This window comes from Nocardioides sp. Arc9.136 (genome assembly GCF_030506255.1).
Taxonomy (GTDB): Bacteria; Actinomycetota; Actinomycetes; order Propionibacteriales; family Nocardioidaceae; genus Nocardioides.
This window is the reverse complement of the sequence record NZ_CP113431.1, coordinates 3,416,493-3,439,611: the sequence shown is the minus strand read 5'-3', so window position 1 is coordinate 3,439,611 and position 23,119 is coordinate 3,416,493. Positions and strand designations below refer to the sequence as shown.

The following is a 23,119-nucleotide window of genomic DNA, read 5'->3' as shown; positions in this document are numbered from 1 at the left end:
CCGGCGGGCAGGTTATCGCCCCCTGTCCAGGGGGGTCCGGGTGGTCTCAGTCGCGAGACGGCGATCCGACGGCCGCTGGTGGTTAACAACCATTAACCTCTGCGTCTAGCATGCCGTGCATGACGTCGTTCGAGCTGTCCCGCGAGCACGAGGAGTTCCGCCGCAGCGTCCGCGAGTTCGCGGAGGCCGAGATCGCGCCGCACGCGGCGCGGTGGGACCGCGAGCACCACTTCCCGGTGGAGGTGGTGCAGAAGATGGGTGCGCTCGGCCTCTTCGGCCTCACCGCGCCGGAGGAGTACGGCGGCGCCGGTGACGACGGCGACTTCACGAGCCTGTGCGTGGCGATCGAGGAGATCGGCCGCGTCGACCAGTCGATGGGGATCACCCTGCAGGCCGGGGTCGGTCTCGGGATCAACCCGATCCTGACCTACGGCACGCTCGAGCAGCGCGAGCGCTGGCTGCCGGCGCTGGTGGCCGGTGAGCGGCTCGCCGGGTTCGGCCTCACCGAGCCCGGTGCCGGCTCCGACGCCGGGGCCACCCGCACGAAGGCCGAGCTGGTCGGTGACGAGTGGGTCGTCGACGGGTCGAAGCAGTTCATCACCAACTCCGGCTCCACGATCACGTCGGTCGTGACGGTCACCGCCCGCACCGGCACGCGGGAGGGCGGCAAGCCGGAGATCTCCGCGATCATGGTCCCCGCCGGGACGCCCGGCTTCACCGTCGAGAAGGCCTACGACAAGCTCGGCTGGCACGCCTCCGACACCCACCCGCTGTCCTTCGCCGACGCCCGGGTGCCCGCCGACCACCTGCTCGGCGAGCGGGGCCGCGGGTACGCCCAGTTCCTCGCCACCCTCGACGACGGCCGGGTCGCGATCTCGGCGCTGTCGGTCGGGTGCATCCAGGCATGCCTGGACATGGCGGTCGCCTACGCGGGGGAGCGGCAGACCTTCGGCGGCCCGATCGGTCGCAAGCAGGGCGTCGCCTTCCAGGTCGCCGACCTCGAGGTGATGCTGCACGCCAGCCGGATGCTGACCTACCGCGCGGCGGCGATCAAGGACTCCATGGCGGCCGGCGGCGCGACGTACCGGGAGTTCAAGCAGGCGGCGGCGGTCGCCAAGCTCTACTCCACCGAGTCCGCGGTGACCGCGACCCGGATCGCGACGCAGGTCTTCGGCGGCTACGGCTTCATGGAGGAGTACCCGGTCGCTCGCTTCTACCGCGACGCGAAGGTGCTCGAGGTCGGTGAGGGCACCTCGGAGGTCCAGCGGATGCTCATCGCGAGGGGGCTCGGACTGCCCGTCGAGTGAGGAGCGTCATGGTGCGCCTGTCACGATGAGGCATGGCTGCTGACCGGGTGCTCGCGATCGTCCAGGCCGGAGGCGCCGGCGGGCGCATGGACGTGCTGACCCGGGAACGGGCCAAGCCGGCGCTGCCGTTCGTCGGGGTCTACCAGCTGCTCGACTTCCCGCTGTCCAACCTCGCGCACTCCGGCGTGACCGACGTGTGGCTCTCGGTGCAGTTCCAGGGCGGGACGCTCGAGGAGCAGGTCGCCAACGGCCGGCCCTGGGACCTGGACCGCAACACCGGCGGCCTGCGCCTGCTGATGCCCCAGGAGGGGACCGGGAGCCTGGACGAGGACGGCTTCGCCAAGGGGAACGCCGACGAGCTGTTCCGCATCCGCGACCAGGTGCAGGCCTTCGACCCCGACGTGCTGCTGGTGATGAGCGCCGACCACGTCTACCGCTTCGACTACCGCGACGCGATCGCCACGCACCGCGAGCACGGCGCCGAGTGCACCGTCGTCACCTCCGAGGTGCCGATCGAGCAGGCCTCCAACCACGCCACCGTCGAGCACGACGAGGACGGCCGGGTCACGGCGTTCGACTACAAGCCCGAGGAGCCCACGACGGGGACGGTCGCGACGGAGATCTTCGTCTACGACCCGGCGGTGCTGGTCGAGGAGCTCGGCCGGCTGCACCAGGAGCTGAGCGGCGACAGCCCCGCGGGCGACACCGGCCTCGAGGACTTCGGCGACCACCTGCTGCCCCGGCTCGTCGAGCGGGGCAAGGTCGTCGCCCACCCGATGCCCGGCTACTGGCGCGACCTCGGCCAGCCCCACCTCTACCTCAAGGCGCACGAGGAGTTCCTCACCGAGGACCAGGACGTCGTCGGCGTGCGCGGCTGGGACATCCTGACCCGCCAGCCCCAGCGTCAGCCCGCCCGCGTGCTGGCCTCGGCCACGGTCGCCGACAGCATGGTGAGCCCCGGCTGCCGGGTCGCCGGCGAGGTGGTGCGGAGCGTGCTCGGCCCCGGTGTGGTGGTCGAGGAGGGCGCGGTCGTCGCGGACAGCGTGGTGTTCAGGGACAGCGTCGTACGACGCGGCGCGCAGGTGCACTGCTCGATCGTCGACAGCGGCTGCGAGATCGCCGCCGGCGCCCGCGTCGGCGACCCGGACGCACCGGCCACCGAGGACCCCGACGCGGTGACGATCGTCGGGCGGCACAGTGTCGTCGGCGAGGGCGTCGTCCTGGCGGCCGGCAGCCGGCTCGAGCCGGGCACCACCGCCTGAGCGGCGCTCGCGGGGGCGGCGGTCGCGCCGAGGCGGGGAAGCGGACCGACGTTCGTTAGCCTGGGCACCATGTCGAACCGGCGCTTCCTCGGTGAGGCCGGTCGGTTCGTCGCCGTCGGCGGCCTGGCCACCGTCGTGGCGCTGTTCATCTTCAACCTGCTGTTGCACGGCTACAACACCGGCGAGCACGCGCTGCTGCCCGACCAGCCGATCCTGGCGTACGTCATCGCCAACACGGTGGGCATGTTCGTCAGCTACCGCGGGAGCCGGACCTGGGCCTTCCGGGACCGCCCGCCGCGGCAGGCCGACGGCGGCCTGACGGCGTTCGTCGGCATCAACGCGGTCACCATGCTCTTCCCGATCGCGTGCCTGAAGATCAGCCGCGACGTGCTGGGGCTCAGCGACCCGATCTCGGACAACATCGCGGCCAACGTGATCGGGCTGGTGCTCGGCCTGGTCTCGCGGTTCTACCTCTTCCGGCGCTTCGTCTTCCGCCGGCCGATCCACCTCACCGAGATGTACGACCCGGCCGAGCCGGTGCTCCCCGCGGAGCCGGACCACCTCGGTGAGTCGACCGACCCCGACGGCACCGCGCTGCCAGGCGGTCCGGTCAGCGAGTCCAGAGATCCGTCCACGAGTGGCCCAGGTCGCTCACCAGCGTCCGGAGCAGGGGAAGGCTGACGCCGACCACGTTGTGGTGGTCGCCCTCGATCCCGGTCACGAACGCGCCGCCGAGGCCGTCGACGGTGAAGGCGCCCGCCACGTGCAGCGGCTCGCCCGTCGCAACGTACGCCGCGACCTCCTCGTCGCCGACGTCGGCGAAGTGCACGGTGGTCGACGCCGTGGCGGCGACGACCCGGTCGCTGGCGGTGTCCCGGAGCGAGTGACCGGTGCGGAGCACGCCGGACCTGCCGCGCATCGAGCGCCACCGCTCCACGGCCTCCTCGGCGTCGGCCGGCTTGCCCAGCGCCTGGCCGTCCAGCTCGAGGACGGAGTCGCAGCCGAGGACCAGGGCGCCGGCGGGCACCTCGGGGCGACCGGCGACCGCCGCGCACTTCAGCTCGGCCAGCTGCAGCGCCAGCTCGGCCGGCGGCACGCCGACCACCTGGGACTCGTCGACCCCGGAGACGACCACCAACGGGTCGAGGCCGGCGTTGCGCAGCGTCGTGAGGCGGGCGGGGGAGGCGGAGGCGAGGACGAACGTGACCACCGGCCCAGCATCGCGCACCGCCCGGGAGGCACAATGACCGCGTGCCCCTCGACCCTCCCGGCCGCACGGACGAGCCCTCCCGTTCCGGTCTGCCCCGGGTGCTCCTGGTGGCCGCCGTCGCCGTCGTGGCGCTCGCCGTCGGCGGTGTCCTGGTGGCCCGCGCCCAGCACCTGGGGCCGTTCGAGCTCGGGCCGCAGGAGACCAACCCGTTCGCCGAGCGGCCGCAGTACGCCGACCCCGACTCCCGCACCGCGCAGGCGGCCCGGCAGGCCGAGGCCGACGGCCGTGCCGAGGAGGCCGCGGCGTTCGCCGAGCTCGTCGAGGTGCCGCAGGGCATCTGGCTGACGCCGGAGGAGCGCCCGCCCGGCGACGTCGGGGGCTACGTCCAGTCGGTCGTGACCGCCGCGGACGAGGCGGGTCGCGTGCCGCTGCTGGTGGTGTACGGCATCCCCGACCGCGACTGCACGGGCGGCTACTCCAGCGGCGGGCTCGACGCCGAGACCTACGTGCCGTGGGTCCAGGAGATCGCGACCGCCGCCGCCGGGTACGACGCCGCGGTGGTGCTCGAGCCGGACGCGCTGGCCTCCGCGGTCGACTGCGACCGCCGCGCGGAGCGGGTGGACCTGCTGGCGCGGGCCGTCGACGTCCTCGTCGAGGCCGGCGTGACGACGTACATCGACGGCGGCCACTCCGGCTGGGTCGCCCCCCGCCAGGTCGCCGCGCTGCTGCGCGAGGTGGGCGTCGCGGACGTGCGGGGCTTCGCGACCAACGTGTCGAACTACCAGACCGACCCCGCCGAGGTGGCGTACGCCGAGAAGGTCAGCGAGCTGGTCGGCGGCGCTCACTACGTCGTTGACAGCGGACGCAACGGCGTCGGCTCGGGCGACGAGTGGTGCAACCCGCCCGGGCAGTCGCTCGGCCAGCGGCCCGGGTACGTCGACGACGGCACCGGGCTGGACGCGTTCTTGTGGATCAAGCCGCCGGGGGAGAGCGACGGGGAGTGCAACGGCGGCCCGCCGGCGGGCGAGTTCTGGCCCCAGCGCGCCGCCGAGCTGCTCGCCGCACGCTGACCGCGCACCTGGACGGGGCAGCCGTTGTTAGGGTTCGTGCCATGCAGGGGGATGCGTGGACCGCGGTCATCATCGAGGACGACCCGGACGTCCGCGATCTCATCGACATCGTCCTGACCCAGTCCGGATTCTCGACGGTCGTCGCACCCGACGGTCCGTCGGGCGTCGAGGCGGTCCGCACGCACAACCCGCTGATCACCACCCTCGACGTGAACATGCCCGGGATGGACGGCTTCGCCGTGGCCCGGCGGCTGCGCGAGTTCAGCAACACCTACCTGATCATGATCACCGCGCTGGCCGACGAGATCGACGTGGTGCAGGGCTTCGAGGCCGGCGCCGACGACTACCTCGTCAAGCCCTTCCGCCCGCGTGAGCTGCGTGCCCGCGCCGACTCGATGCTGCGCCGCCCCCGGGTGCGTGCGGACCAGCCCGTCGGCTGGGCCGAGGAGGTCGAGGCCGGTGCTCCGGCCGCCGAGCCGGAGCCGCCGAAGGAGTCGTGGGCCGCGGCCGCCGCCCGCGACCTGGTCCAGAACTCGCCGCTCCGGCTCGTCCGCACCGACGACCCCGTGCAGCCGGCACCGCCGCAGCAGCCGCAGCCCATCGCCCCGCCGCCGCAGCCGACCTACGAGCCCCACCACCAGCCGCCGCCCCCGGCGCCGGCGCCCTCCCCGGCCCCGTCCTACGAGCGGCCCGCCTACCAGCAGCCGGTCCACGAGCAGCCGGTCGCCGAGCCGCCGGTCGCGGAGCCGCCGACCTACCAGCCGACGACGTACCAGCAGCCGGTGCAGCAGCAGCCGGTGTACGAGCAGCCCGCCGCGCCGCTCCCCCCGGCCGCGCCCGCCGCTCCGCCCGCGCCGGTGCAGCAACCGGCGTACCAGCCGCCCGCGCCCACCGGCGGGACGCACGCGGCCCCCACGGCGCCGGTGCCTCCTGCGGGCGGCCCGTCCGCCGACGGCTCGTGGATCCGGTTCAACGGCCTCGCGCTCAACAACGAGACGCGGGTCGTGACGGTCGGCGGCGGCGCGGTCGACCTGACCCGCACGGAGTTCGACCTGCTCGCCTCCCTGCTCAGCACCGGGCGCCGGGTGCGGAGCAAGGCCGACCTCGTCCTGACGATGCGCGGCCAGCAGTACGTCACCTCCTACTTCGTCAACGAGGCCGACAAGCGCTCCGTCGAGCTCCACATCGCCAACCTGCGCCGCAAGATCGGCGACGACGGCGCCGTCCCCCGCTTCGTCGAGACCGTCCGGGGCGTCGGCTACCGCCTCGCCGAGACCGCCTGACCCACCCCGCACGTCGAGCGCCGTCGAGACCCGCGCCTGCAGGTCGAGGGTCGCCGTGACGCGCGCCCGCTGGTCGAGCAGCGAGCGCGAGCGAGCGTCGTCGAGACCCGGTGAGGTGGGCAGGGCCCCGGGGTGGTCGTCGGGCCGCCGGGTGGTGCCAGGGCAGGTTCTTTTTTGAGTCGTGTGGTTGCGCGCCGCTGTGGTCGAGGTCCTGGGCGCGCTTGCTTCTCGGCCCACGGCCGGCGGGGGTCGACCGCTGTGGTTGCGGTGGACAAGGCGTGTTCGTTGGGTCGGCCTATGTCCGGTGGTGGAACGCGACCTTCCCTCCGGGCAGGTGCGTGGTCTCGTACGCCGGGTCATGGATCCGGGCGTGGTGCCTAGGGCAGAGGTTCCGGGCGTTCGTCAGGTCGGTGGCTCCGCCGGCGGACCAGGGTTGGTCGTGGTGGGCGTGGCAGAGGTGGGCGGGCCAGTCGCAGCCTTCTGCGGTGCAGGTCGGCTGGGTGGTGTTGAGGGCCCGTCGTTGGGCTCCGGTGAAGAGCCTCGTCGTGCGGCCGAGGTCGAGCAGCTCGGACTGGGTGCCGAGGACGGCGGGGACCAGGCCTGCTTCGCAGGCCAGTCTTCGTGCGGTGGCTGCGGAGATGGTGGCGCCGTCGTCGAGGACGCCGGGTGCGAGTCCGCCGAGGAGCGAGCCGATGTCCATGGTGATGACGACGGTGGCGTTGAGGCCGCCGAGCTTCGGCACCGAGGCGGTGGGGAGGCGTTCGAGGAGCTCGCAGAACGCGTCACCCATCCGTTCCGGTGACGGGCGGCGCTCGACCGTCGCGGCGGCAGCGGGGTCCTGGGTGGCGGCTTGGTGCTTCGGCGCGGCGAAGGCGAGGAGGGTCTTCTTCAGCATGGCGCCGTGGAGCTCGGGGATCTTGAACTTCCCGATCACCGACCCGCGGCCGTCGGGGCTCATCGTCAGCCACGCGGTCTCGCGGGCGAGCCGCTCCTCGGCCTCCAGGGCGCGGGCGTCGCGGGCTTCGCCGATCTCGGGCGCGACGACGGTGAGCACGTGCTTGGCCAGGATGCGCAACGACTTGGGGTCACGGTGCCGTGCCTCGGCCAGCAGGTGCTGCTCCGCGCGGAGCGGGATCGTCGGGTCGTCCAGGTCGGTGGGCAGCCGGTCGAGGCACTCGGTGATGACGCGAGCGTGATCGACCGACACCTCGCCCTCGGCGAAAGCCGTTGCCGTCTGGCAGTGGCGGTCCAAGGACTCGGCCAGCCGCATGCGGTGCTTCGCAGCGGGACGGGTCTGATGCGTTTCGGTCGCCCACCAGGCGGCGGTGTCGGTGGCACCGACCCGTTCGCCGGCGTGACGGCGGTCGGCCTCGGCGGCTAGCCGGAGCTCCAGTGCCTCGACGCGGGCGCGGAGTTTCGCGGCTTCGCGGAGCGTGTCGGTGACGTCGTCGTCCGACATCGACCACAGGTGGACCTCGGCGGCTGACCGCATCTGCTTGCGGGACTTCGCGACAGCGCGGCACACCACGTGTGCGCTGCGTCGGGAGTCCTTGGCCATGGGTCTACTCAAGCACCGACCACCGACAGTCAGACGCGTGTTTCCCCAGGTCAGACCGCATCGTGGACCACGGCTTCAGGGAACTCGAGTGCCCGAGGCCCTGCGCACCTCGCCGGATCTCGACGACGCCTCGCCAGGGCTCGGCTGCTCGACCAGCAGGGCGACCTGGCAGCCGGGAGACCGCCGCAACCACCCGCCGTACCCCTCCCGTAGCTGCCTCCACCGCAACCACCTATGGCCAGGCAGCCGGGGGCGAGCACCCGGGCCCTGCGCATCTCACCGGGTCTCGACGACGCCTCGCTGGGGCTCGGCTGCTCGACCAGCAGCGACTCCCCAGGCCCTGCGCGCCTCGCCGGGGCTCGGCTGCTCGACCAGCGATGCTTCGGCTGCTCGACCAGCGGGGGGTCAGTTGGCGTTGATCGGGATCTTGGTGACGACCGTGGGGGTGTCGGACTCGAAGATCGCGATGGGGACGGTCTGCTTCACGGTGCGGGCGACGAACTCACCGGAGCCGGGGGAGGTCTCGAAGTGGACGTCCGCGACGAGGGTGAGCTCGACGCCGCGGGTGTCGTCGGAGACCGGGCCGATCTTCTGGTTGCGCAGCTCGAAGGCGCCCTTCGGCGAGGTGATCAGCATGCCGTGGAGCGGATGGGTGACCGCCTCGGGGTCGAAGGTGATCCGCGAGGCCTCGGCGTCGAGGCGGTAGGGGTGCTGGGTGCGGCCGCCGTCGGAGGTGATGGTGCGCGAGGTGGCCTTGATGTTGCCCAGGTAGGCCTTGCGCTTGGTGCGGAACGGGTCGCGCAGCTTCCGGTCGAGGTCGTAGACCTGCAGGGTGAGGGAGAAGAACTTGTTGCCCTTGGGGAACCACTCGTTGGTCCGCGGCGTGGCCTTGGTCGGCCACATCGTGTAGACGAAGTCCATCCCGTCCATCTTGATGTGCGACTGGAACGTGCCGTCGCGGGTGAACTGCGAGTCGTACGCCGGCTGCGCGGCGGCGGGGTTCTCCGCCTTCACCGGCTCCGGGTCCGTGCCGAAGCCGTCGAGGACCGAGCAGCTCGACAGCGAGCCGGCGACGAGGAGGGCGAGAGCGGCGGCGAGGCCGCGCAGTCCGCGGGACCGGCGGGGGCCGCCGGGGCGGGAGGACGTGGACACGGTGGTGGTCTCCGGAGCGGTGGGTCGGGTGGGAGCGGGTACGGCGGCGCGGGCGCTCATGCCTTGAACCCGCGGTAGCGCCGGCAGGACTTGATGAACATCCAGACGGTCTGCAGCACGGTGATGACGCCGAGGATCGGCCAGCCGAACGCCAGCAGGTCCGACGTGGTCTCCACGGGCACCTGCGTCCAGGCCGCCCAGGTGGCGACGAAGAAGACGCCGAGGGCGACGAACGGGTAGGTCCAGGCGATGCCCTTGCCGCGCTCGGCCTTCGCCTGGGCGGCCCAGTTGTCGGTCTGCTGGCGGCTGAAGAACTTCAGCCAGGCGCGCACGAAGTGGCCCATCCGGATGAACATGTAGAGCTCGGCGGGGAAGACGAGCAGCACGAAGAGGTAGTCGCGCCGGTTGGCGAACTGCATCGAGTGCGCCACCCGGAAGTTCAGCCACACCGCGGCCAGCGGCGGGATCAGCCACCAGGCCTGGAAGACGAACGCGTCGATCATCAGCGAGCCGATGAGGAGCGCCAGGAACATCAGGCGCGTGGTCATGTTGATGACCATCGAGAGGTGCTCGAACCACCGCAGCCGCAGGTTGGGGTGGAACGGCTGGCCCTTGGTGTCGCCGCGCTGGCCGGGCCACATCAGGTCGATCGCGCCGAAGTTCCACTTGACCTGCTGGGCGTCGAGCGAGCGCAGCGTGGTCATGCCGCCGACGTGCGCGCGGGCACGGGCGGAGATCTTGGTGAGGTAGCCGGCGGACTTGATCTGCAGCGAGAGCAGGGAGTCCTCGACCTCGGAGTCGCTGACCCACGGCGTGCGCTGGTGGCTGTCGCGCATGACGTCGCGCAGCGCCTGGGTGGAGAAGATCGAGAACTGGCCGCCGAGGACCGCCATGTTGCGGCCCTTGAGCAGGTTCTGCATGTTGAACGCCGAGAACTGCGCGCGCTGCCCGGCGATCAGGAACTTGGTGACGACCCCGTCCATCGCGGAGTCGTCGATGGAGTAGATCGCCGAGATGCCGCCGATGCGGTCGTCGCTGGAGATCTCGTCCACGAGGTGCTGGATCGCGTCCGGCTCCGGCGTGGTGTCGCCGTCGACGCCGAGCAGGTAGTCCATGTGCTCGACGAGGGAGTAGCCGTAGTTGAGGGCGCCGACCTTCTTGTCGGGGTTCTTGCCGATGTCGTGGACGTAGACGACCGTGGTCTGCTCGCCGGTCGGCGTCATCCGCGTGTGCGGGCCGGCGTAGTGGCTGGCGATCTCGACCGAGTCGTCGCTGGTGTTGTTGACGACGAGGTGGATGGCGTCGGGCAGCCGGGTCTGCTGCAGCAGCGAGTCCAGGACGCCGGCGATGGTCTCGGCCTCGTTGTACGCCGGGATGACGCAGCCGACGGTCGGGCGCAGCGTCGGCAGCTCGTCGACCGCCTCGAGGAACTGCTGGGCGTAGGCCTCGAGTGCCGGGTCGGGCATCCGCACGTAGCGCGGGTCCTCGACGCCCGGGGCGAGGCCCGCCGTCAGCTGGTCACCCGCCGACCCCATGTCGTTCGCGTCCACGTGCTGTTCCTATCCCTGCCGGGCCGCTCCGTGGCTGCCCGTCCGGTCGTCTGTCGGGACGATCCTGGTGGGCCCACCTCAAGGGGTGGCGCCGCGAACCTCAACTTCCGCTCAAGGATGACGTGCGGAGGGGGCTCGGCGGGTGGGAATCAGCGAGGAAGTGCGCTCGATCGCCAGCCGCCGGGGCCGTGCGGCAGCGTGCGGCGTACGGCGCGGTGCGGCGCGCCCCACTCGGGCCGCGGCCGCGGGGGCGCCGGCTCGTCGCCGCCCATCGCGGAGAGCACGGCCACCAGCGCCGCAACCTCCTCGGGGGTGGCGTGCGGGCTGACGACCCGCAGCAGGGGCCGGGTCGGCTCCTGCCCCTGGTCCTGCGCCTGGTCCTGCGCCTGCTCCGGGGCGATGGCCGGGGACTGCTCGTCGGCGGCCATCAGAGCGGGATGTTCCCGTGCTTCTTCGGCGGCAGCGTCTCCCGCTTGGAGCGCAGGAGCCGCAGCGCACGGACGACCTCGGCCCGGGTCTCGTGCGGCTGGATGACCGCGTCGACGTACCCCCGCTCGGCGGCGATGTAGGGGTTGGCCAGCGTGGTCTCGTACTCGTCGATCAGCTCGGCGCGCCGAGCCTCGACGTCGCCGCCCTCGGCCTCGACCTGGGCGAGCGTCTTGCGGTGCACGATGTTCGCCGCGCCCTGGGCGCCCATGACCGCGATCTGGGCGGTCGGCCAGGCGACGTTGATGTCGGCGCCGAGGTGCTTGGACCCCATGACGTCGTAGGCGCCGCCGTAGGCCTTGCGGGTGATGACGGTGACCAGCGGGACGGTGGCCTCGGCGTAGGCGTAGATGAGCTTGGCGCCGCGGCGGATGATGCCGTTCCACTCCTGGTCGGTGCCGGGCAGGAAGCCGGGCACGTCGACGAAGGTGAGGACGGGGATGTTGAAGGCGTCGCAGGTGCGCACGAAGCGCGCGGCCTTCTCGGAGGCGTCGATGTCGAGGGTGCCGGCGAACTGCATCGGCTGGTTGGCGACGACGCCGACGGGGCGGCCCTCGACGCGGCCGTAGCCGATGATCAGGTTCGGCGCGAACAGCTCCATGACCTCGACGAAGTCCTCGTCGTCCACGACCGCCTTGATGACGTCGTGCATGTCGTAGGGCTGGTTCGGGGAGTCCGGGATGATCGTGTCGAGCGAGCGATCGGAGTCGGTGACGTCGAGGTCAGCGACCTCGTCGTAGGCCGGCGGCTCGTCGAGGTTGTTCTGCGGGAGGAACGAGAGCAGCGCCTTGACGTACTCGATCGCGTCCTCCTCGTCGGAGGCCATGTAGTGGGCGTTGCCGGACTTGGTGTTGTGCGTCCGGGCGCCGCCGAGGTCCTCCATCGAGACGTCCTCGCCGGTGACGGTCTTGATGACGTCGGGACCGGTGATGAACATCGCCGAGGTCTGGTCGACCATGACGGTGAAGTCGGTGACCGCGGGGGAGTAGACGTGGCCACCGGCGCAGTTGCCCATGATCATCGAGATCTGGGGGATGACGCCCGAGGCGTGCACGTTGCGTCGGAAGATCTCGCCGTACAGGCCGAGCGAGACGACGCCCTCCTGGATGCGGGCGCCGGCGCCCTCGTTGATGCCGATGATCGGGCAGCCGGTCTTCATGGCGAGGTCCATCACCTTGGTGATCTTCTCGCCGTACACCTCGCCGAGCGAGCCGCCGAAGACCGTGAAGTCCTGGGAGAACACGCACGCCTGGCGACCGTCGATGGTCCCGTAGCCGGTGATGACGCCGTCGCCGTAGGGGCGGTTCTTCTCCAGGCCGAAGGCGGTGCTGCGGTGCCGGGCCAGCTCGTCGAGCTCGACGAAGGAACCCTCGTCGAAGAGCATCTCGATGCGCTCGCGGGCGGTCTTGCGACCCTTGGCGTGCTGCTTCTCGACGGCCTTGGCCGAGCCGGCGTGCACAGCCTCGTCGAGCCGCCGGTCGAGGTCGGCCAGCTTCCCGGCCGTGGTGTGCAGGTCGATGTCCGCGGGGACGTCGGTCCCCTGCCCGGGACGTTCGGTGCTCTCTGCGCTCACGGTCCGGAGGTCTCCTCGCTGGCGTCGGTGCTGGCGTCTGGCTGGCGTCTGGCTGGCGTCTGGTTGGCGCCGTGGCTGGGCCGTGGGTCAATGTAGTGCCCGTGACCGCGACGTCGGCCGAGCGCCCACCACTTGACGAGACCGTCCTCTCCGCCATCAGTCCGGACCTCGTCCCGGGCCTCCTCGTGGAGGTGGTGCCGCAGGCGCCGTCGACGAACGCGCTGGTCGCGGAGCGCGCCCGGGCGGGTGCGCCGGAGGGTCTGGTCGTCGTCACCGAGCACCAGACCGCCGGCCGGGGACGGCTCGACCGGTCGTGGGAGACGCCGGCCCGCTCCGCGCTCACCTTCTCGGTCCTGCTGCGCCCGACTGCGCCGACCCGGAGCTGGCCGTGGCTCCCGCTGCTCGCCGGCTACGCCGTGGACAAGGCGCTCAAGGCCGACGGCTTCGCAGCCGGGGTCAAGTGGCCCAACGACGTGCTCATCGGCGACCGCAAGGTCGCCGGCATCCTGGTCGAGCGGATCGAGACCGAGGGCGGGCCCTGCGCCGTCGTCGGCATCGGCATCAACGTCGGCCTCGCCCCCGAGGAGCTGCCGGTCCCGACGGCGACCTCGCTGGCCATCGAGGCCTCCCACGGCTCGGCGGGCGGGTCGGCGCCCGACCGGACCCGGCTGCTGGTCGACGTGCTCGCCAGCCTGCGCGAGTCGTACGACGCGTGGCAGGCCGGTGGCGACCTGGCCGGCATGCGGCTGGCCGATTCGTACGCCGACGCCTGCGTGACGGTCGGCCGGCAGGTGCGGGTCGACCTGCCCGACGGGTCGGTGCTGACGGGGATGGCGACCGCGATCGACCCCTCGGGGCACCTCGTCGTGGCCGGCCCCGACGGCCCGGTCGCGGTCGGCGCCGGCGACGTCGTGCACGTGCGTCCCGCGGACTGACTGCTTCCCGCACCGCCCCGGGTGTGATCGGTGACATGATCCGCGGGTGGCCATCTCGCAGAAGCTCCTGAGCGACGGGGAGACCGTCGTCGTGAGCACCCGCACGCACGCCAAGGCACTCCTGGCGCCGCTGCTGGTGCTGGTCGTGGTGCTCGCTGCTGCGGTGTCGGTGCAGTTGCTGGCCGACAACCGGTACGTCACCTGGTTCGTCTGGGCCGTCGCCGCGGTCGTGCTGCTGCGGTACGTCGTGTGGCCGTTCCTCGTCTGGTCGACCGCGTCGTACACCTTCACCGACCGCCGGCTCGTGACCCGGACCGGAGTCCTGACCCGCCGCGGCCACGACATCCCGCTGTCGCGGATCAGCGACGTGGCGACCGAGCTGCACCTGACCGACCGGATGCTCGGCTGCGGCACGCTGGTCATCAGCGACGCGAGCACGCACGGCCAGGTGCGGCTGCCGGACATCCCGCACGTCGAGGACGTCCAGCGCCGGCTCAACGACCTGCTGCACGGCCTGCACGACCCCCGGACCGACCGACGCGACGAAGGTGCCTGAGCTGACCTCCCAGAACCCCGACCAGCCCGACCAGCCCGACCAGCCGCCCGGGGAGGGCCAGGCTCCCGAGGAGCTGCACCGCACGATCCTCGGCGAGGCCCTCGACCTGAGCGCCGAGGACGTCGCGGCGGGCGCGGGGGTGAGCCTGGAGGAGACCCGCCGGCTGTGGCGGGCGCTCGGCTTCCCCGAGCACGGCGAGGAGGCGGCGTACAACCAGGCGGACCTGCGGGCGCTCTCCACCCTCGTCGACGGCGTCCGCGCCGGCCTCTTCGACTTCGACCTCGCGGTGAACATCACCCGGGCCGTCGGCCAGAACATGGCGCGCCTCGCCGACTGGGAGGTGGCCGCGATGGTCAACCGGATCGACGAGCTCGAGCACGGCGACGAGGCGACCGGCACTCGCGGCGGGTCGGCCCGGCGCTTCCTCGACCACTTCGGCGGGCCGTTCGAGGAGCTGCTGATCTACGCCTGGCGGCGGCACCTGGCCGCGGCGGTCGCGCGGATCGAGGCGCTCGGCGCCGACGAGGAGGACCTGCACACCACGACCCTGTCGGTGGGCTTCGCCGACATCGTGTCGTTCACCGCGCTGTCCAACCAGCTGAGCGAGGAGCGCATCGGCGACCTGGTCGAGCTCTTCGAGTCCCGGTGCGCGGACGTGGTGGCGATCCAGCGCGGCCGGGTCATCAAGAGCATCGGCGACTCCGTGCTGTTCGTGAACGACGACCCCGTCCGGGCCTACGACACCGCCGAGGGGATCATCAACGTCATCGGCCGCGACCAGCGGATGCCCGACGTCCGGGTGGGCCTCGCCACCGGCTCGGTGGTCATGCGGCTGGGGGACGTCTTCGGGCCGCCGGTGAACATGGCGGCCCGGCTGACCGCGGTGGCCCGGCGCAACCGCGTGATCGTCGACGCCACGACCGCCGAGCTGCTGCCCGCGGACCAGTTCGAGACCCGCCGGCTGCCCGCCCGACCGGTCCGCGGCTTCGGCATCGTGGAGCCGTTGGCCGTCCGGAGACATTAAGACGGGTCTCACCTTTCTGGGTGAGAAACCTGGCAGGAAGTTGTCACTGTCAATACGGGGCGTTTTTACCCGGTTCACGGACTGGCTGCCTACGGTTGTCGTGTGTTCGAGGTGCAGGACGTCCGAGTCGACCCAGACAGCCGCCGTGCGTGGCGCGGCCAGGAAGAGGTCGTGTTCTCCCGCAAGGAGTTCGACCTCGTGCAGGCCCTGATCTCGCGGGCCGGGGACATCGTGACCCGCGACGAGCTCATGCGCGACGTGTGGCACACGACGTTCTGGACCTCCTCGAAGACCATCGACGTGCACCTCGGCTGGGTCCGCCGCAAGCTCGGCGACGACAGCCGGCGCCCGCACCTGATCACCACGATCCGCGGCAAGGGCCTCCGGTTCGAGACCCGGCCGCCCGCCTGACCGGCCCCCTGCCGAGGGCGTGGCGCTGACCGGCCGCCGGACGGTGGGGTCGTCTGCTCTAGGGTTCCGACGTGCCTGAGCTCGCTCCCACGCTGGCCGTCATCGGCGGTGGCCAGCTCGCCCGGATGATGGCGCAGCCGGCGATCGCGCTCGGCCTGCCGCTGCGGCTGCTCGCCGAGGCCGAGGGCGTCTCCGCCGCCCAGGTCATCCCCGACCACCTGGTCGGCGACCACCGCGACCTCCCGACGCTGCGGGCGGTGACAGCCGGCTGCCGCGTGGTGACCTTCGACCACGAGCACGTGCCGACCGAGCACCTGCACGCCCTCGAGGCCGACGGCGTCGCGGTCCGCCCGGGCCCGGACGCGCTGGTGCACGCCCAGGACAAGGGCGTGATGCGCGAGCGCCTCGCCGCGCTCGGGGTGGAGTGCCCGCGGAACGCGATCGTCGCCGACGTCGCCGACGTCGAGGCGTTCGGGCTTCCCTGCGTCCTGAAGACCACCCGCGGCGGGTACGACGGCAAGGGAGTGTGGTTCGTCGGCTCCGCCGAGGACTGCGCCGAGGCGTTCGCCGCCGCCCGGGCCACCGGGGTGCGGATCCTGGCCGAGGAGCGGGTCGACTTCCGGCGCGAGCTCTCCGCGCTGGTGGTCCGCTCGCCGAGCGGCCAGGCGGCGGCGTACCCGGTCGTGGCGAGCACCCAGCGCGACGGCATCTGCCACGAGGTGGTCGCCCCGGCGCCCGACCTCGACCCCGACCTCGCGACCCACGCCCAGCAGGTCGCGCTCCGGATCGCCGGCGAGCTCGGCGTCACCGGGGTGCTCGCGGTCGAGCTGTTCGAGACGACCGACGGGCGCGTCCTCGTCAACGAGCTCGCGATGCGGCCGCACAACACCGGCCACTGGACCCAGGACGGCGCGGTCACCTCGCAGTTCGAGAACCACCTCCGCGCCGTGATGGACCTGCCGCTGGGCTCGCCGGCCCCCCGCGCGCGGTGGACGGTGATGGTCAACATCCTCGGCGGCCCCGACCCCGAGGTCGGGCGGCTCTGGGACGGCTACCCGCACGCGATGGCGCGCGACCCGCACCTGCGGGTCCACCTGTACGGCAAGGAGCTGCGACCGGGCCGCAAGGTCGGCCACGTCAACGCCTACGGCGACGACCTCGAGGACTGCCTGGAGCGGGCGCGGCACGCCGCCGCCTGGTTCCGTGGCGACCTCGGCAACGAGAGTGAGTGACATGGCTGAGCAGGTGCGCGTCGGGATCGTCATGGGGTCGGACTCCGACTGGCCGACGATGCAGGCCGCGGCGGAGGCGCTGGAGGAGTTCGGTGTCGCCCACGAGGCCGACGTCGTCTCCGCGCACCGGATGCCCGAGGAGATGCTCGCCTACGGCAAGGAGGCCGCTGGCCGCGGGCTCTCGGTGATCATCGCCGGGGCCGGGGGAGCGGCGCACCTGCCCGGCATGCTGGCCGCGGTCACCCCGCTGCCGGTCATCGGCGTCCCCGTGCCGCTGCGCTACCTCGACGGCATGGACTCGCTGCTCTCGATCGTCCAGATGCCGGCCGGCGTCCCGGTCGCCACGGTCGCGGTGGGTGGGGCCCGCAACGCCGGCCTGCTCGCCGTCCGCATCCTCGCCGCCACCGACCCCGCGCTGCAGCAGCGGATGGTCGACTTCCAGGCCGAGCTCAAGGCCTCCGCCCAGGCCAAGGGCGAGGTCGTGCGCCGCGAGTCGGCGCCGCGACGCGTCGGCTTCTAGGCGGCTCCCTGCCGCCTGGCGTCGGGCCACCGCGATCGTTCAATTGCGCGATCCGGGTGGCGAGAAGACCGGGATCCGCTGAACAGGCCACCGCGATCGTTCAATTGCGCGATTCGGGTGGTCGAGGACCGCAGCAGGGCCGGGATCAGCCCCCGACGAGCCCGTGCTCGTGGGCGAAGACGACGATCTGCACCCGGTCGCGCAGCGCCAGCTTGCGCAGGATCGCGCCGACGTGGGTCTTGACCGTGGACTCGCTGGCGTAGATCCGCGCGGCGATCTCGGTGTTGGACAGCCCGCGGGCGACGGCGGCGAAGACCTCGCGCTCCTTCTCGGTCAGCCCGGCGTACGCCGCGGGCACGGCCGCCCGGGCGCGGAACTGACCGTCGAGCAGCGTCGAGAGGTCCGAGGGCGCGAGGACGGCGTTGCCGGCGTGCACGGTGCGGATCGCGTCGCGCAGCATCAGCGGGGTGGTGTCCTTGAGCAGGAACCCGCTCGCGCCGTACCGGATCGCCGTCGCCGCCCGGTCGTCGAGGTTGAACGTCGTCAGCACCACCACCCGCAGCGGCTTGCTGCGGCGAGCGGCGCGGTCGGGGGTGAACAGCTGGCGGGTCGCCTCGACGCCGTCCATCTCGGGCATCCGGATGTCCATCAGCACCACGTCGGGCTCGAGCTCGTCGACCAGGCGCAGCGCCTCGAGGCCGTCCCCGGCGGCGCCGACGACCCGCATGCCGTCCTGGGCGTCGACGATGACCCGCACGCCCTCGCGGAAGAGGTCCTGGTCGTCGACGAGGAGGACCTCGATCTCGCCGGGGGTCGAGCCGCTCACCGGCCGGCTCCCCGGGGCACGGACCGCAGCGGGACCCAGGCCGTCGCGGTGAAGGTCGCGCCGCCCGGCTCCTCGCGGCGGCGCACGTCGAGCCGGCCGCCGACCGCCTCGAGGCGGCGGCGCATGCCCTCCAGCCCGTGGCCGGCCGTCGCCTGTGCCTCGAGCTCCGCGGGGTCGACGGCCGCGAGCGGGCGGGTCTCGTCGGCGGCGGGCGGGGCGCCGACCACGTTGCGCACCTCCAGCCGCAGCTCGCCCTCCCAGTGGCGCTCGACCAGGACCGGCTCGCCCCGGTGGCCGTGGCGGATCGCGTTGGTGAGCATCTCCTGCAGCACCCGGAAGGCCACCACCTCGAGCTCGGGCGGCAACGGCCGCGGCGTGCCGACCTCGGAGGAGACCACCTCGTGGCCGCTGGCCCGGACGCCCTCGACCAGGGCGTCGAGGTCGCCGTGCTGGCCGGCCGCGGGAGCGGTGCCGGCGGAGGCGCTGAGCACCTGGCGGACGTCCTGGAGGGACGTGCGGGCCGAGGTCGCGATGTTGGCCATGGTGCGGCGCAGCGCCTCGGCGTGCGCCTCGGGGTCCGTGTCGGGGAGGTACTGCGCCGACTCGGCTTGGGCGAGGATCACCGCGAGGGAGTGCCCCACCACGTCGTGCACGTCGCGCGCGAGCTGCGCCTGTCCCTCGCGCAGCCGCGCGATCTCCTCGGCCTGGTCGCGCTCGGCCTCGGCGGCGACCTGGGAGACCCGGGAGCTGCGGGCCCGGTCGAGGAACCGCAGGGCGAGGCCGGCCAGCCACGGGGTGGCGAGCAGCGCCAGGATCAGCAGGCTGGCCGGGACCCGCCAGTCCCCGCCGCGGTACGCCGTCTGGGCGAGCAGGCGGACGCCGACCAGGTCCAGCGCGCGGTAGACGAGGTCGCTGTCGAGCCAGAGCACCGCGATGAGCGCGCCGAGCGGCATCGACAGGCCGCTGAGCCACACCGTGAGCGGGCGGCCCCAGCGGGCGCACCCGAAGGCGGCGACCGCCAGCAGCACCTCGACGAGCATCGCGCCGGTCCCGCTGGTGACCTGCACGGCCCCGGCGAACCACGCCGCGGCGAGCGACCCGGCCGGCAGCGCCCGCGAGAGCCCGACCGCCACGGCGACGGCGAGCACGATGAGGTACGCCGCGCCGCCGTCGTCGAGGAAGAGGTTGCCCCGGACCTCGATGATCCCCAGGGCAAGGGTGGCGACGCCGGCGGAGGCATCGGGCACCCACCGCTGCCAGGTCGGCGCCTCGCTCACGCGGCCACCGGGGCCCGGTCGGGCGCGGCCGCGCGGCGGCGCTGGAGGGGCGCCTCGACGAAACGCCAGCTCAGCGCGGCGCACACCAGGGTCAGCACGGCCGCCAGCGGGCCGGCGAGGTCGGTGTGCGGGCGGAGCCAGACCGTCAGCGGGTAGTTCCACAGGTACGCGGCGTACGACACCGTCCCGAGCCACACCAGCGGACGCAGGAGCGGGGAGCCCACGGTCGTCCAGGTGCGCCAGGACGACAGCACGACCGCCGTGAGGAGCGCGATGGCCGGGCCTCCTGCCAGGTAGGTGAGCGCGTGACCGCGCAATGGAACCACGGCCAGGACCGCCAGCGCGCCGAGGGCCGCCAGCACGACCGGTCGCGGCACCCGCAGCCGGTCGGCACCGATCCGGGACGCCGCACCCACCACGAAGCACACCGCCCAGGAGGTCGGCAGCGCGTAGGCGAGGTCGGGGTCGCTGCGCAGCCACACCACGGTCGCCGCGCAGGCGAGCAGGCAGCCGACGGTCGCGACGACCAGCAGCGTGCGGGTGCGGCCGCGGGGCACGGCGAGCAGGAGGAGCGCCGGCCACACGAGGTAGAACTGCTCCTCCAGCGCCAGCGTCCACAGGTGGAACGTCGCGTCGCTCGGGTCGCCCAGCGGGAGGTCGGCGGTCCAGGTCAGCGCGACCAGGACGGTGTCGCCCAGCCGGTCGCGGTCGCCGATCGGGTCCAGCGCGAGCGTCACCACGACGACGCCGGCGACCAGCACCAGCAGCGGCGGGACGAGCCGGCGCGCGCGACGACGGTAGAAGCGGAGCAGGTCGATCCGCCCCGTGCGGGCCACCTCGTCGACCAGCAGGCCGGTGATCAGGTGGCCCGAGAGGGCGAAGAACACCACGACGCCGACCACGCCCGCGCCCGGGAAGGGGTCCGGGGCCGCGTGCCGCAGCAGCACGAGGCCGACGGCCACCCCGCGCAGCAGGTCGATGCCGTCGACCCGCCCCCTCACGCCAGCGCGCCGCGGACGAGCTCGTCGAGCAGGGCGGCGTACGGCAGGCCGGCGGCGGCGAACATCCGCGGCACCTGGGAGTGCTCGGTCATCCCCGGGACGGTGTTGACCTCGTTGAGCACCAGCCCGTCGGCGGTGAGGAAGAAGTCGACCCGGGCGACGCCGTCGCAGCCCAGCGCGTCGTACGTCGCCACCGCGGCCTGCTCGAGCGCCTTGGCGTCGACCTCGTCGAGGTCCGCCGGCACGAGGAGGTCCGCGTGGCCGCCGTACTTCGCGTCGTGGTCGAAGAGCCCGTCGACCACGATCTCCAGGGCGGGCGAGGCGAGCAGCGACCCGTCCGGCCGCCGCAGCACCGCGACGTCGACCTCGCGGCCGTCGACGACCTCCTCGACGAGCACGCGTCCGTCGAGGGCCAGCGCCGCGTCGAGCGCGGGCGCGAGCCGGTCGGGCGTCCGGACCAGGGTCACGCCGTGGCTGGAGCCGGCGGCCACCGGCTTGACCACGACCGGCCCGGTCCACGCGAGCGTCGCGGCGGTGTCGGCGGTGACCAGCCGTCCGGCGGCGGTGGCGATGCCCACCGCGCCCGCGACCAGCTTGGTCACCCACTTGTCCATGGCGACGGCGCCGGCGCCCACGCCGGAGCCGACGTAGGGCCTGCCGGCGAGCTCGCACAGCGCCGCGAGCTCGCCGTCCTCGCCGTGCGGGCCGTGGACGACGGGGAAGACCACGTCGCAGCCGGCCAGCACCCCGACGGCGCCGGCCAGGTCGAGCGGGGTGCCGTGCTCGTCGAGCCAGGACCCGTCCCGGGCGATGGTGAGCCGCACGACGTCGTACGCCGCCGGGTCGAGCGCGTCGGCGACGGACGCGGCCGAGGCCAGCGACACGTCGTGCTCGCAGCTGCGGCCGCCGCCGATGACCGCCACGCGGGTCGGGACGCGGGTCGGGACGTGGGTGGACCGGGGGCTGGTGAGGGTGGTCACGGGAGGCTCCTGAGGTGGGTGGCGCCGGCGGTGCGGCGCTGGAGACGGGCGGCGGCGCCGAGGCCGGTGACGACCTCGTGCGGGATGGTCCCGGCCCAGGCGGCCCACTCCTGGGCGGTCGGCTCGCCCGCGTCGCCGGGACCGAGCAGGGTGACCGGCTCGCCGAGGTCGACCGGGCGGTCGCCTAGGTCGACGACGACCTGGTCCATGGAGACGCGGCCGACCAGCGGGCGCCGGCGGCCGGCGACGAGCGCCTCGGCGCGGCCCGAGGCGGCGCGGGGAAGCCGGTCGGCGTACCCGACCGCGAGCAGGCCGAGGTGGGTGGCGCGCTGGGTGCGGTGCGCGTGGCCGTACCCGACCGGCGTCCCGGCCGGCACCCGACGCACGGAGACGACGGGGGCCGTCAGCGTGAGGGCCCCGCGCAGCGGCGTCGTGCCCGAGGGGTCGATGCCCACGAGCCCGGCACCGACCCGGCTCATCGTGTGGTGGGTCCGGGGGTCGGTGAGGGTCGCGGCGGTGGCGGCGAGGTGGCGGTGGACCGGCCGCAGCCCCGCGGCACGGGCGGTCTCCAGCGCCCAGGCGAACCGGGTCCGGGCGAGCCCGTTGCACGGGTCGGTGGGGTCCTCGGCGCAGCCGAGGTGGCCCATCACCCCCACGACCTCGACCTGGCCGCGCCGCTCGGCACGGCGCGCCGCGGCGCACAGCGCCGACCAGGAGGCGGGCGCCGCACCGTCGCGGGCCATGCCGGTGTCGACGTGCAGGTGGACCCGCGACCGGCCCGGTGCGGCGGCGACCGCGGCGAGGTGCTCGGCGCCGGGGACGGCCACGTCGACGTCGTGGGCGGCCGCGGCGGCCCAGTCGGCGTCCACGGGGTTGAGCCAGCTCAGCAGGGGCGCGCGCAGCCCGGCCGCCCGCAGCGGCCACGCCTCGCCGAGCCCGGTGGTGCCGAGCCAGGTCGCGCCGTGCGCCAGGGCGGTGCGGGCGACGTCGACCGCACCGTGGCCGAAGCCGTCGGCCTTGACGACCGCCATCAGCCCGCCCTGCGCGCGGTCGGCCAGCAGCCGGGTGTTGGCCGCGACGGCCGCCAGGTCGACCTGGAGCACGGGCACCTGTGCCGGCCCGGGCACTGCCGTCGGCGCGGGGGAGCACGCCGTGCTCACGCCGCCACCGCCTCGGTGACCGGGCCGTGCAGCGCGTGGGCGGCCCCGGTCACCAGCGCCCAGTACCGGTCGCCGTGGCTCCAGTGCCACCACTCGGTGGGGTAGTTGACCAGGCCCTCGGCCCCGAGCACCTCGGCGAGCAGGCGCCTGCGGCCGCGGGCGGCCGCCGGGATGTCGGTGGCGGCGGTGAAGCAGCGGCCGCCGCTCTGCTCGGGGGTCGCGTCGACCGGCGTGCCGAGGTCGAGCTCCACGCCGGCGGGGTCGGTGCGGACGTCGACGAGGGTCAGGTCGACGGCGGCGCCGGCCACGTGCGGCGCCACGTCGAGGGGCGAGACGAACCGGCTGGTGAGGCGCTCCAGCGCGGCCGGGTCGTCCGCCGCCTCCGGGTGCAGGACCCGCAGCTGCGCGGCGTACGCCGTGATGATCGCCTGCTGGTCGACCGCGCTGCGGTGCCCCTCGAGCACCCGCAGCCGGAGGCCGTCGGGCAGTGCCGCGTCGGCGCGCACGAGCCGCTCCGCGAGGCCGCGGCGGACCCGCGCGCCGACGGGGGAGAGGTCCGCGCCGAGGCGGACCAGGGGCTCACCGGACTCGACCACCGGCACGGCTCGGACCCGCGGGTCCGACAGGAGGATCGTCATGGTCCCCACGCTGCCGCGGCCGCCGCCGTGGCGCGTCCGCCTCAGGTGCCGGACCGCTGTCCTCGAGGACGAGATCCCCTCCCACCGGCGGATCGGCTCAGGTCGGCG

At 73.4% G+C, this 23,119-nt stretch carries 23 protein-coding genes; 11 read left to right on the top strand and 12 right to left on the bottom strand.

Annotation, left to right across the window (positions count from 1 at the left end; genetic code table 11):
• The first annotated feature begins 119 nt into the window (after positions 1 to 119).
• From OSR43_RS16675 to OSR43_RS16665, 3 genes are all read left to right on the top strand, one after another.
• Positions 120 to 1,307, top strand: a complete 1,188-nt coding sequence (locus OSR43_RS16675) for an acyl-CoA dehydrogenase family protein (RefSeq protein ID WP_302267823.1) — start codon at positions 120 to 122, stop codon at positions 1,305 to 1,307.
• Positions 1,308 to 1,339: 32 nt separating this feature from the next.
• Positions 1,340 to 2,569, top strand: a complete 1,230-nt coding sequence (locus tag OSR43_RS16670; protein WP_302267822.1) for a glucose-1-phosphate adenylyltransferase family protein — start codon at positions 1,340 to 1,342, stop codon at positions 2,567 to 2,569.
• A 69-nt stretch (positions 2,570 to 2,638) separates the two neighbouring features.
• Positions 2,639 to 3,250: a GtrA family protein gene (locus OSR43_RS16665; RefSeq protein WP_302267820.1), complete on the top strand. Its 612-nt coding sequence runs from the start codon at positions 2,639 to 2,641 to the stop codon at positions 3,248 to 3,250.
• Here OSR43_RS16665 and OSR43_RS16660 read toward each other — a convergent pair.
• Positions 3,180 to 3,779 (bottom strand): nucleoside triphosphate pyrophosphatase, encoded by a 600-nt coding sequence (locus tag OSR43_RS16660; protein ID WP_302267819.1) that lies wholly within the window; start codon positions 3,777 to 3,779, stop codon positions 3,180 to 3,182. The genes OSR43_RS16665 and OSR43_RS16660 overlap by 71 nt on opposite strands.
• A gap of 41 nt (positions 3,780 to 3,820) precedes the next feature.
• Between OSR43_RS16660 and OSR43_RS16655 the strand changes: the two genes are divergently transcribed.
• Together OSR43_RS16655 and OSR43_RS16650 are read left to right on the top strand one after the other, a co-directional pair.
• Positions 3,821 to 4,849 (top strand): glycoside hydrolase family 6 protein, encoded by a 1,029-nt coding sequence (locus OSR43_RS16655; protein WP_302267818.1) that lies wholly within the window; start codon positions 3,821 to 3,823, stop codon positions 4,847 to 4,849.
• A gap of 41 nt (positions 4,850 to 4,890) precedes the next feature.
• On the top strand, positions 4,891 to 6,132 hold the full coding sequence (locus OSR43_RS16650) for a response regulator transcription factor (protein WP_302267817.1): 1,242 nt from the start codon (positions 4,891 to 4,893) through the stop codon (positions 6,130 to 6,132).
• A gap of 295 nt (positions 6,133 to 6,427) precedes the next feature.
• Here OSR43_RS16650 and OSR43_RS16645 read toward each other — a convergent pair whose 3' ends face one another.
• From OSR43_RS16645 to OSR43_RS16625, 5 genes are all read right to left on the bottom strand, one after another.
• Entirely contained in the window at positions 6,428 to 7,690 is a 1,263-nt protein-coding gene (locus OSR43_RS16645) for an HNH endonuclease signature motif containing protein (protein WP_302267816.1), read from the bottom strand.
• Positions 7,691 to 8,095: 405 nt separating this feature from the next.
• On the bottom strand, positions 8,096 to 8,902 hold the full coding sequence (locus tag OSR43_RS16640; protein WP_302267815.1) for a hypothetical protein: 807 nt from the start codon (positions 8,900 to 8,902) through the stop codon (positions 8,096 to 8,098).
• The gene (locus OSR43_RS16635) at positions 8,899 to 10,392 is read right to left on the bottom strand and encodes a glycosyltransferase (protein WP_302267814.1); all 1,494 of its coding nucleotides are present in this window, start codon (positions 10,390 to 10,392) and stop codon (positions 8,899 to 8,901) included. Before OSR43_RS16635 ends, OSR43_RS16640 begins: the two co-directional genes overlap by 4 nt.
• Before the next feature lie 149 nt (positions 10,393 to 10,541).
• Positions 10,542 to 10,820, bottom strand: a complete 279-nt coding sequence (locus tag OSR43_RS16630) for an acyl-CoA carboxylase subunit epsilon (RefSeq protein WP_302267813.1) — start codon at positions 10,818 to 10,820, stop codon at positions 10,542 to 10,544.
• Positions 10,820 to 12,451 (bottom strand): acyl-CoA carboxylase subunit beta, encoded by a 1,632-nt coding sequence (locus tag OSR43_RS16625; protein WP_302267812.1) that lies wholly within the window; start codon positions 12,449 to 12,451, stop codon positions 10,820 to 10,822. Before OSR43_RS16625 ends, OSR43_RS16630 begins: the two co-directional genes overlap by 1 nt.
• 101 nt (positions 12,452 to 12,552) lie before the next feature.
• On the opposite strand from OSR43_RS16625, the gene OSR43_RS16620 reads away from it, so the two are divergent.
• The 6 genes from OSR43_RS16620 to purE all read left to right on the top strand — a co-directional run bounded on the left by OSR43_RS16620 (position 12,553) and on the right by purE (position 17,129).
• Positions 12,553 to 13,386, top strand: coding sequence for a biotin--[acetyl-CoA-carboxylase] ligase (locus tag OSR43_RS16620; protein WP_302267811.1), 834 nt, complete (start codon positions 12,553 to 12,555; stop codon positions 13,384 to 13,386).
• Positions 13,387 to 13,432: 46 nt separating this feature from the next.
• The gene (locus OSR43_RS16615; RefSeq protein ID WP_302267810.1) at positions 13,433 to 13,942 is read left to right on the top strand and encodes a PH domain-containing protein; all 510 of its coding nucleotides are present in this window, start codon (positions 13,433 to 13,435) and stop codon (positions 13,940 to 13,942) included.
• On the top strand, positions 13,935 to 14,966 hold the full coding sequence (locus tag OSR43_RS16610; protein WP_302267809.1) for an adenylate/guanylate cyclase domain-containing protein: 1,032 nt from the start codon (positions 13,935 to 13,937) through the stop codon (positions 14,964 to 14,966). The genes OSR43_RS16615 and OSR43_RS16610 overlap by 8 nt, the downstream gene beginning before the upstream one ends.
• Positions 14,967 to 15,137: 171 nt before the next feature.
• On the top strand, positions 15,138 to 15,377 hold the full coding sequence (locus OSR43_RS16605) for a helix-turn-helix domain-containing protein (RefSeq protein ID WP_302267807.1): 240 nt from the start codon (positions 15,138 to 15,140) through the stop codon (positions 15,375 to 15,377).
• 71 nt (positions 15,378 to 15,448) lie between these two features.
• Positions 15,449 to 16,609, top strand: coding sequence for a 5-(carboxyamino)imidazole ribonucleotide synthase (locus OSR43_RS16600; RefSeq protein ID WP_302267806.1), 1,161 nt, complete (start codon positions 15,449 to 15,451; stop codon positions 16,607 to 16,609).
• 1 nt (position 16,610) lies between these two features.
• Entirely contained in the window at positions 16,611 to 17,129 is a 519-nt protein-coding gene (purE, locus tag OSR43_RS16595) for a 5-(carboxyamino)imidazole ribonucleotide mutase (RefSeq protein WP_302267805.1), read from the top strand.
• Between the two features lie 145 nt (positions 17,130 to 17,274).
• On the opposite strand, the gene OSR43_RS16590 is transcribed toward purE, so the two are convergent.
• From OSR43_RS16590 to OSR43_RS16565, 6 genes are read right to left on the bottom strand one after another with little or no spacing between them, the layout of a single operon-like run.
• Entirely contained in the window at positions 17,275 to 17,955 is a 681-nt protein-coding gene (locus OSR43_RS16590) for a response regulator transcription factor (RefSeq protein ID WP_302267803.1), read from the bottom strand.
• A complete protein-coding gene (locus OSR43_RS16585) occupies positions 17,952 to 19,232 on the bottom strand; it encodes a sensor histidine kinase (protein ID WP_302267802.1) in 1,281 nt (426 codons plus the stop codon). The genes OSR43_RS16590 and OSR43_RS16585 overlap by 4 nt, the downstream gene beginning before the upstream one ends.
• Positions 19,229 to 20,233 carry an acyltransferase gene (locus tag OSR43_RS16580; protein WP_302267801.1) on the bottom strand — a complete coding sequence of 335 codons (1,005 nt, stop codon included), beginning with the start codon at positions 20,231 to 20,233 and terminating at the stop codon, positions 19,229 to 19,231. The genes OSR43_RS16585 and OSR43_RS16580 overlap by 4 nt, the downstream gene beginning before the upstream one ends.
• The gene (locus tag OSR43_RS16575) at positions 20,230 to 21,213 is read right to left on the bottom strand and encodes a D-alanine--D-alanine ligase (protein ID WP_302267800.1); all 984 of its coding nucleotides are present in this window, start codon (positions 21,211 to 21,213) and stop codon (positions 20,230 to 20,232) included. The genes OSR43_RS16580 and OSR43_RS16575 overlap by 4 nt, the downstream gene beginning before the upstream one ends.
• Positions 21,210 to 22,373: an alanine racemase gene (gene alr, locus OSR43_RS16570; protein ID WP_302267799.1), complete on the bottom strand. Its 1,164-nt coding sequence runs from the start codon at positions 22,371 to 22,373 to the stop codon at positions 21,210 to 21,212. The genes OSR43_RS16575 and alr overlap by 4 nt, the downstream gene beginning before the upstream one ends.
• Positions 22,370 to 23,011: a M15 family metallopeptidase gene (locus OSR43_RS16565; protein WP_302267798.1), complete on the bottom strand. Its 642-nt coding sequence runs from the start codon at positions 23,009 to 23,011 to the stop codon at positions 22,370 to 22,372. The genes alr and OSR43_RS16565 overlap by 4 nt, the downstream gene beginning before the upstream one ends.
• Positions 23,012 to 23,119 lie beyond the last annotated feature (108 nt).

What these genes read in the sequence shown, in the direction of transcription:
- OSR43_RS16670 (WP_302267822.1), top strand. Translation starts at nt 1,340, where the DNA reads ATGGCTGCTGACCGGGTGCTCGCGATCGTCCAGGCCGGAGGCGCCGGC.
- purE (WP_302267805.1), top strand. Translation starts at nt 16,611, where the DNA reads ATGGCTGAGCAGGTGCGCGTCGGGATCGTCATGGGGTCGGACTCCGAC.
- OSR43_RS16645 (WP_302267816.1), bottom strand. Translation starts at nt 7,690, where the DNA reads ATGGCCAAGGACTCCCGACGCAGCGCACACGTGGTGTGCCGCGCTGTC.
- OSR43_RS16665 (WP_302267820.1), top strand. Translation starts at nt 2,639, where the DNA reads ATGTCGAACCGGCGCTTCCTCGGTGAGGCCGGTCGGTTCGTCGCCGTC.
- OSR43_RS16650 (WP_302267817.1), top strand. Translation starts at nt 4,891, where the DNA reads ATGCAGGGGGATGCGTGGACCGCGGTCATCATCGAGGACGACCCGGAC.
- OSR43_RS16630 (WP_302267813.1), bottom strand. Translation starts at nt 10,820, where the DNA reads ATGGCCGCCGACGAGCAGTCCCCGGCCATCGCCCCGGAGCAGGCGCAG.
- OSR43_RS16675 (WP_302267823.1), top strand. Translation starts at nt 120, where the DNA reads ATGACGTCGTTCGAGCTGTCCCGCGAGCACGAGGAGTTCCGCCGCAGC.
- OSR43_RS16565 (WP_302267798.1), bottom strand. Translation starts at nt 23,011, where the DNA reads ATGACGATCCTCCTGTCGGACCCGCGGGTCCGAGCCGTGCCGGTGGTC.
- OSR43_RS16640 (WP_302267815.1), bottom strand. Translation starts at nt 8,902, where the DNA reads ATGAGCGCCCGCGCCGCCGTACCCGCTCCCACCCGACCCACCGCTCCG.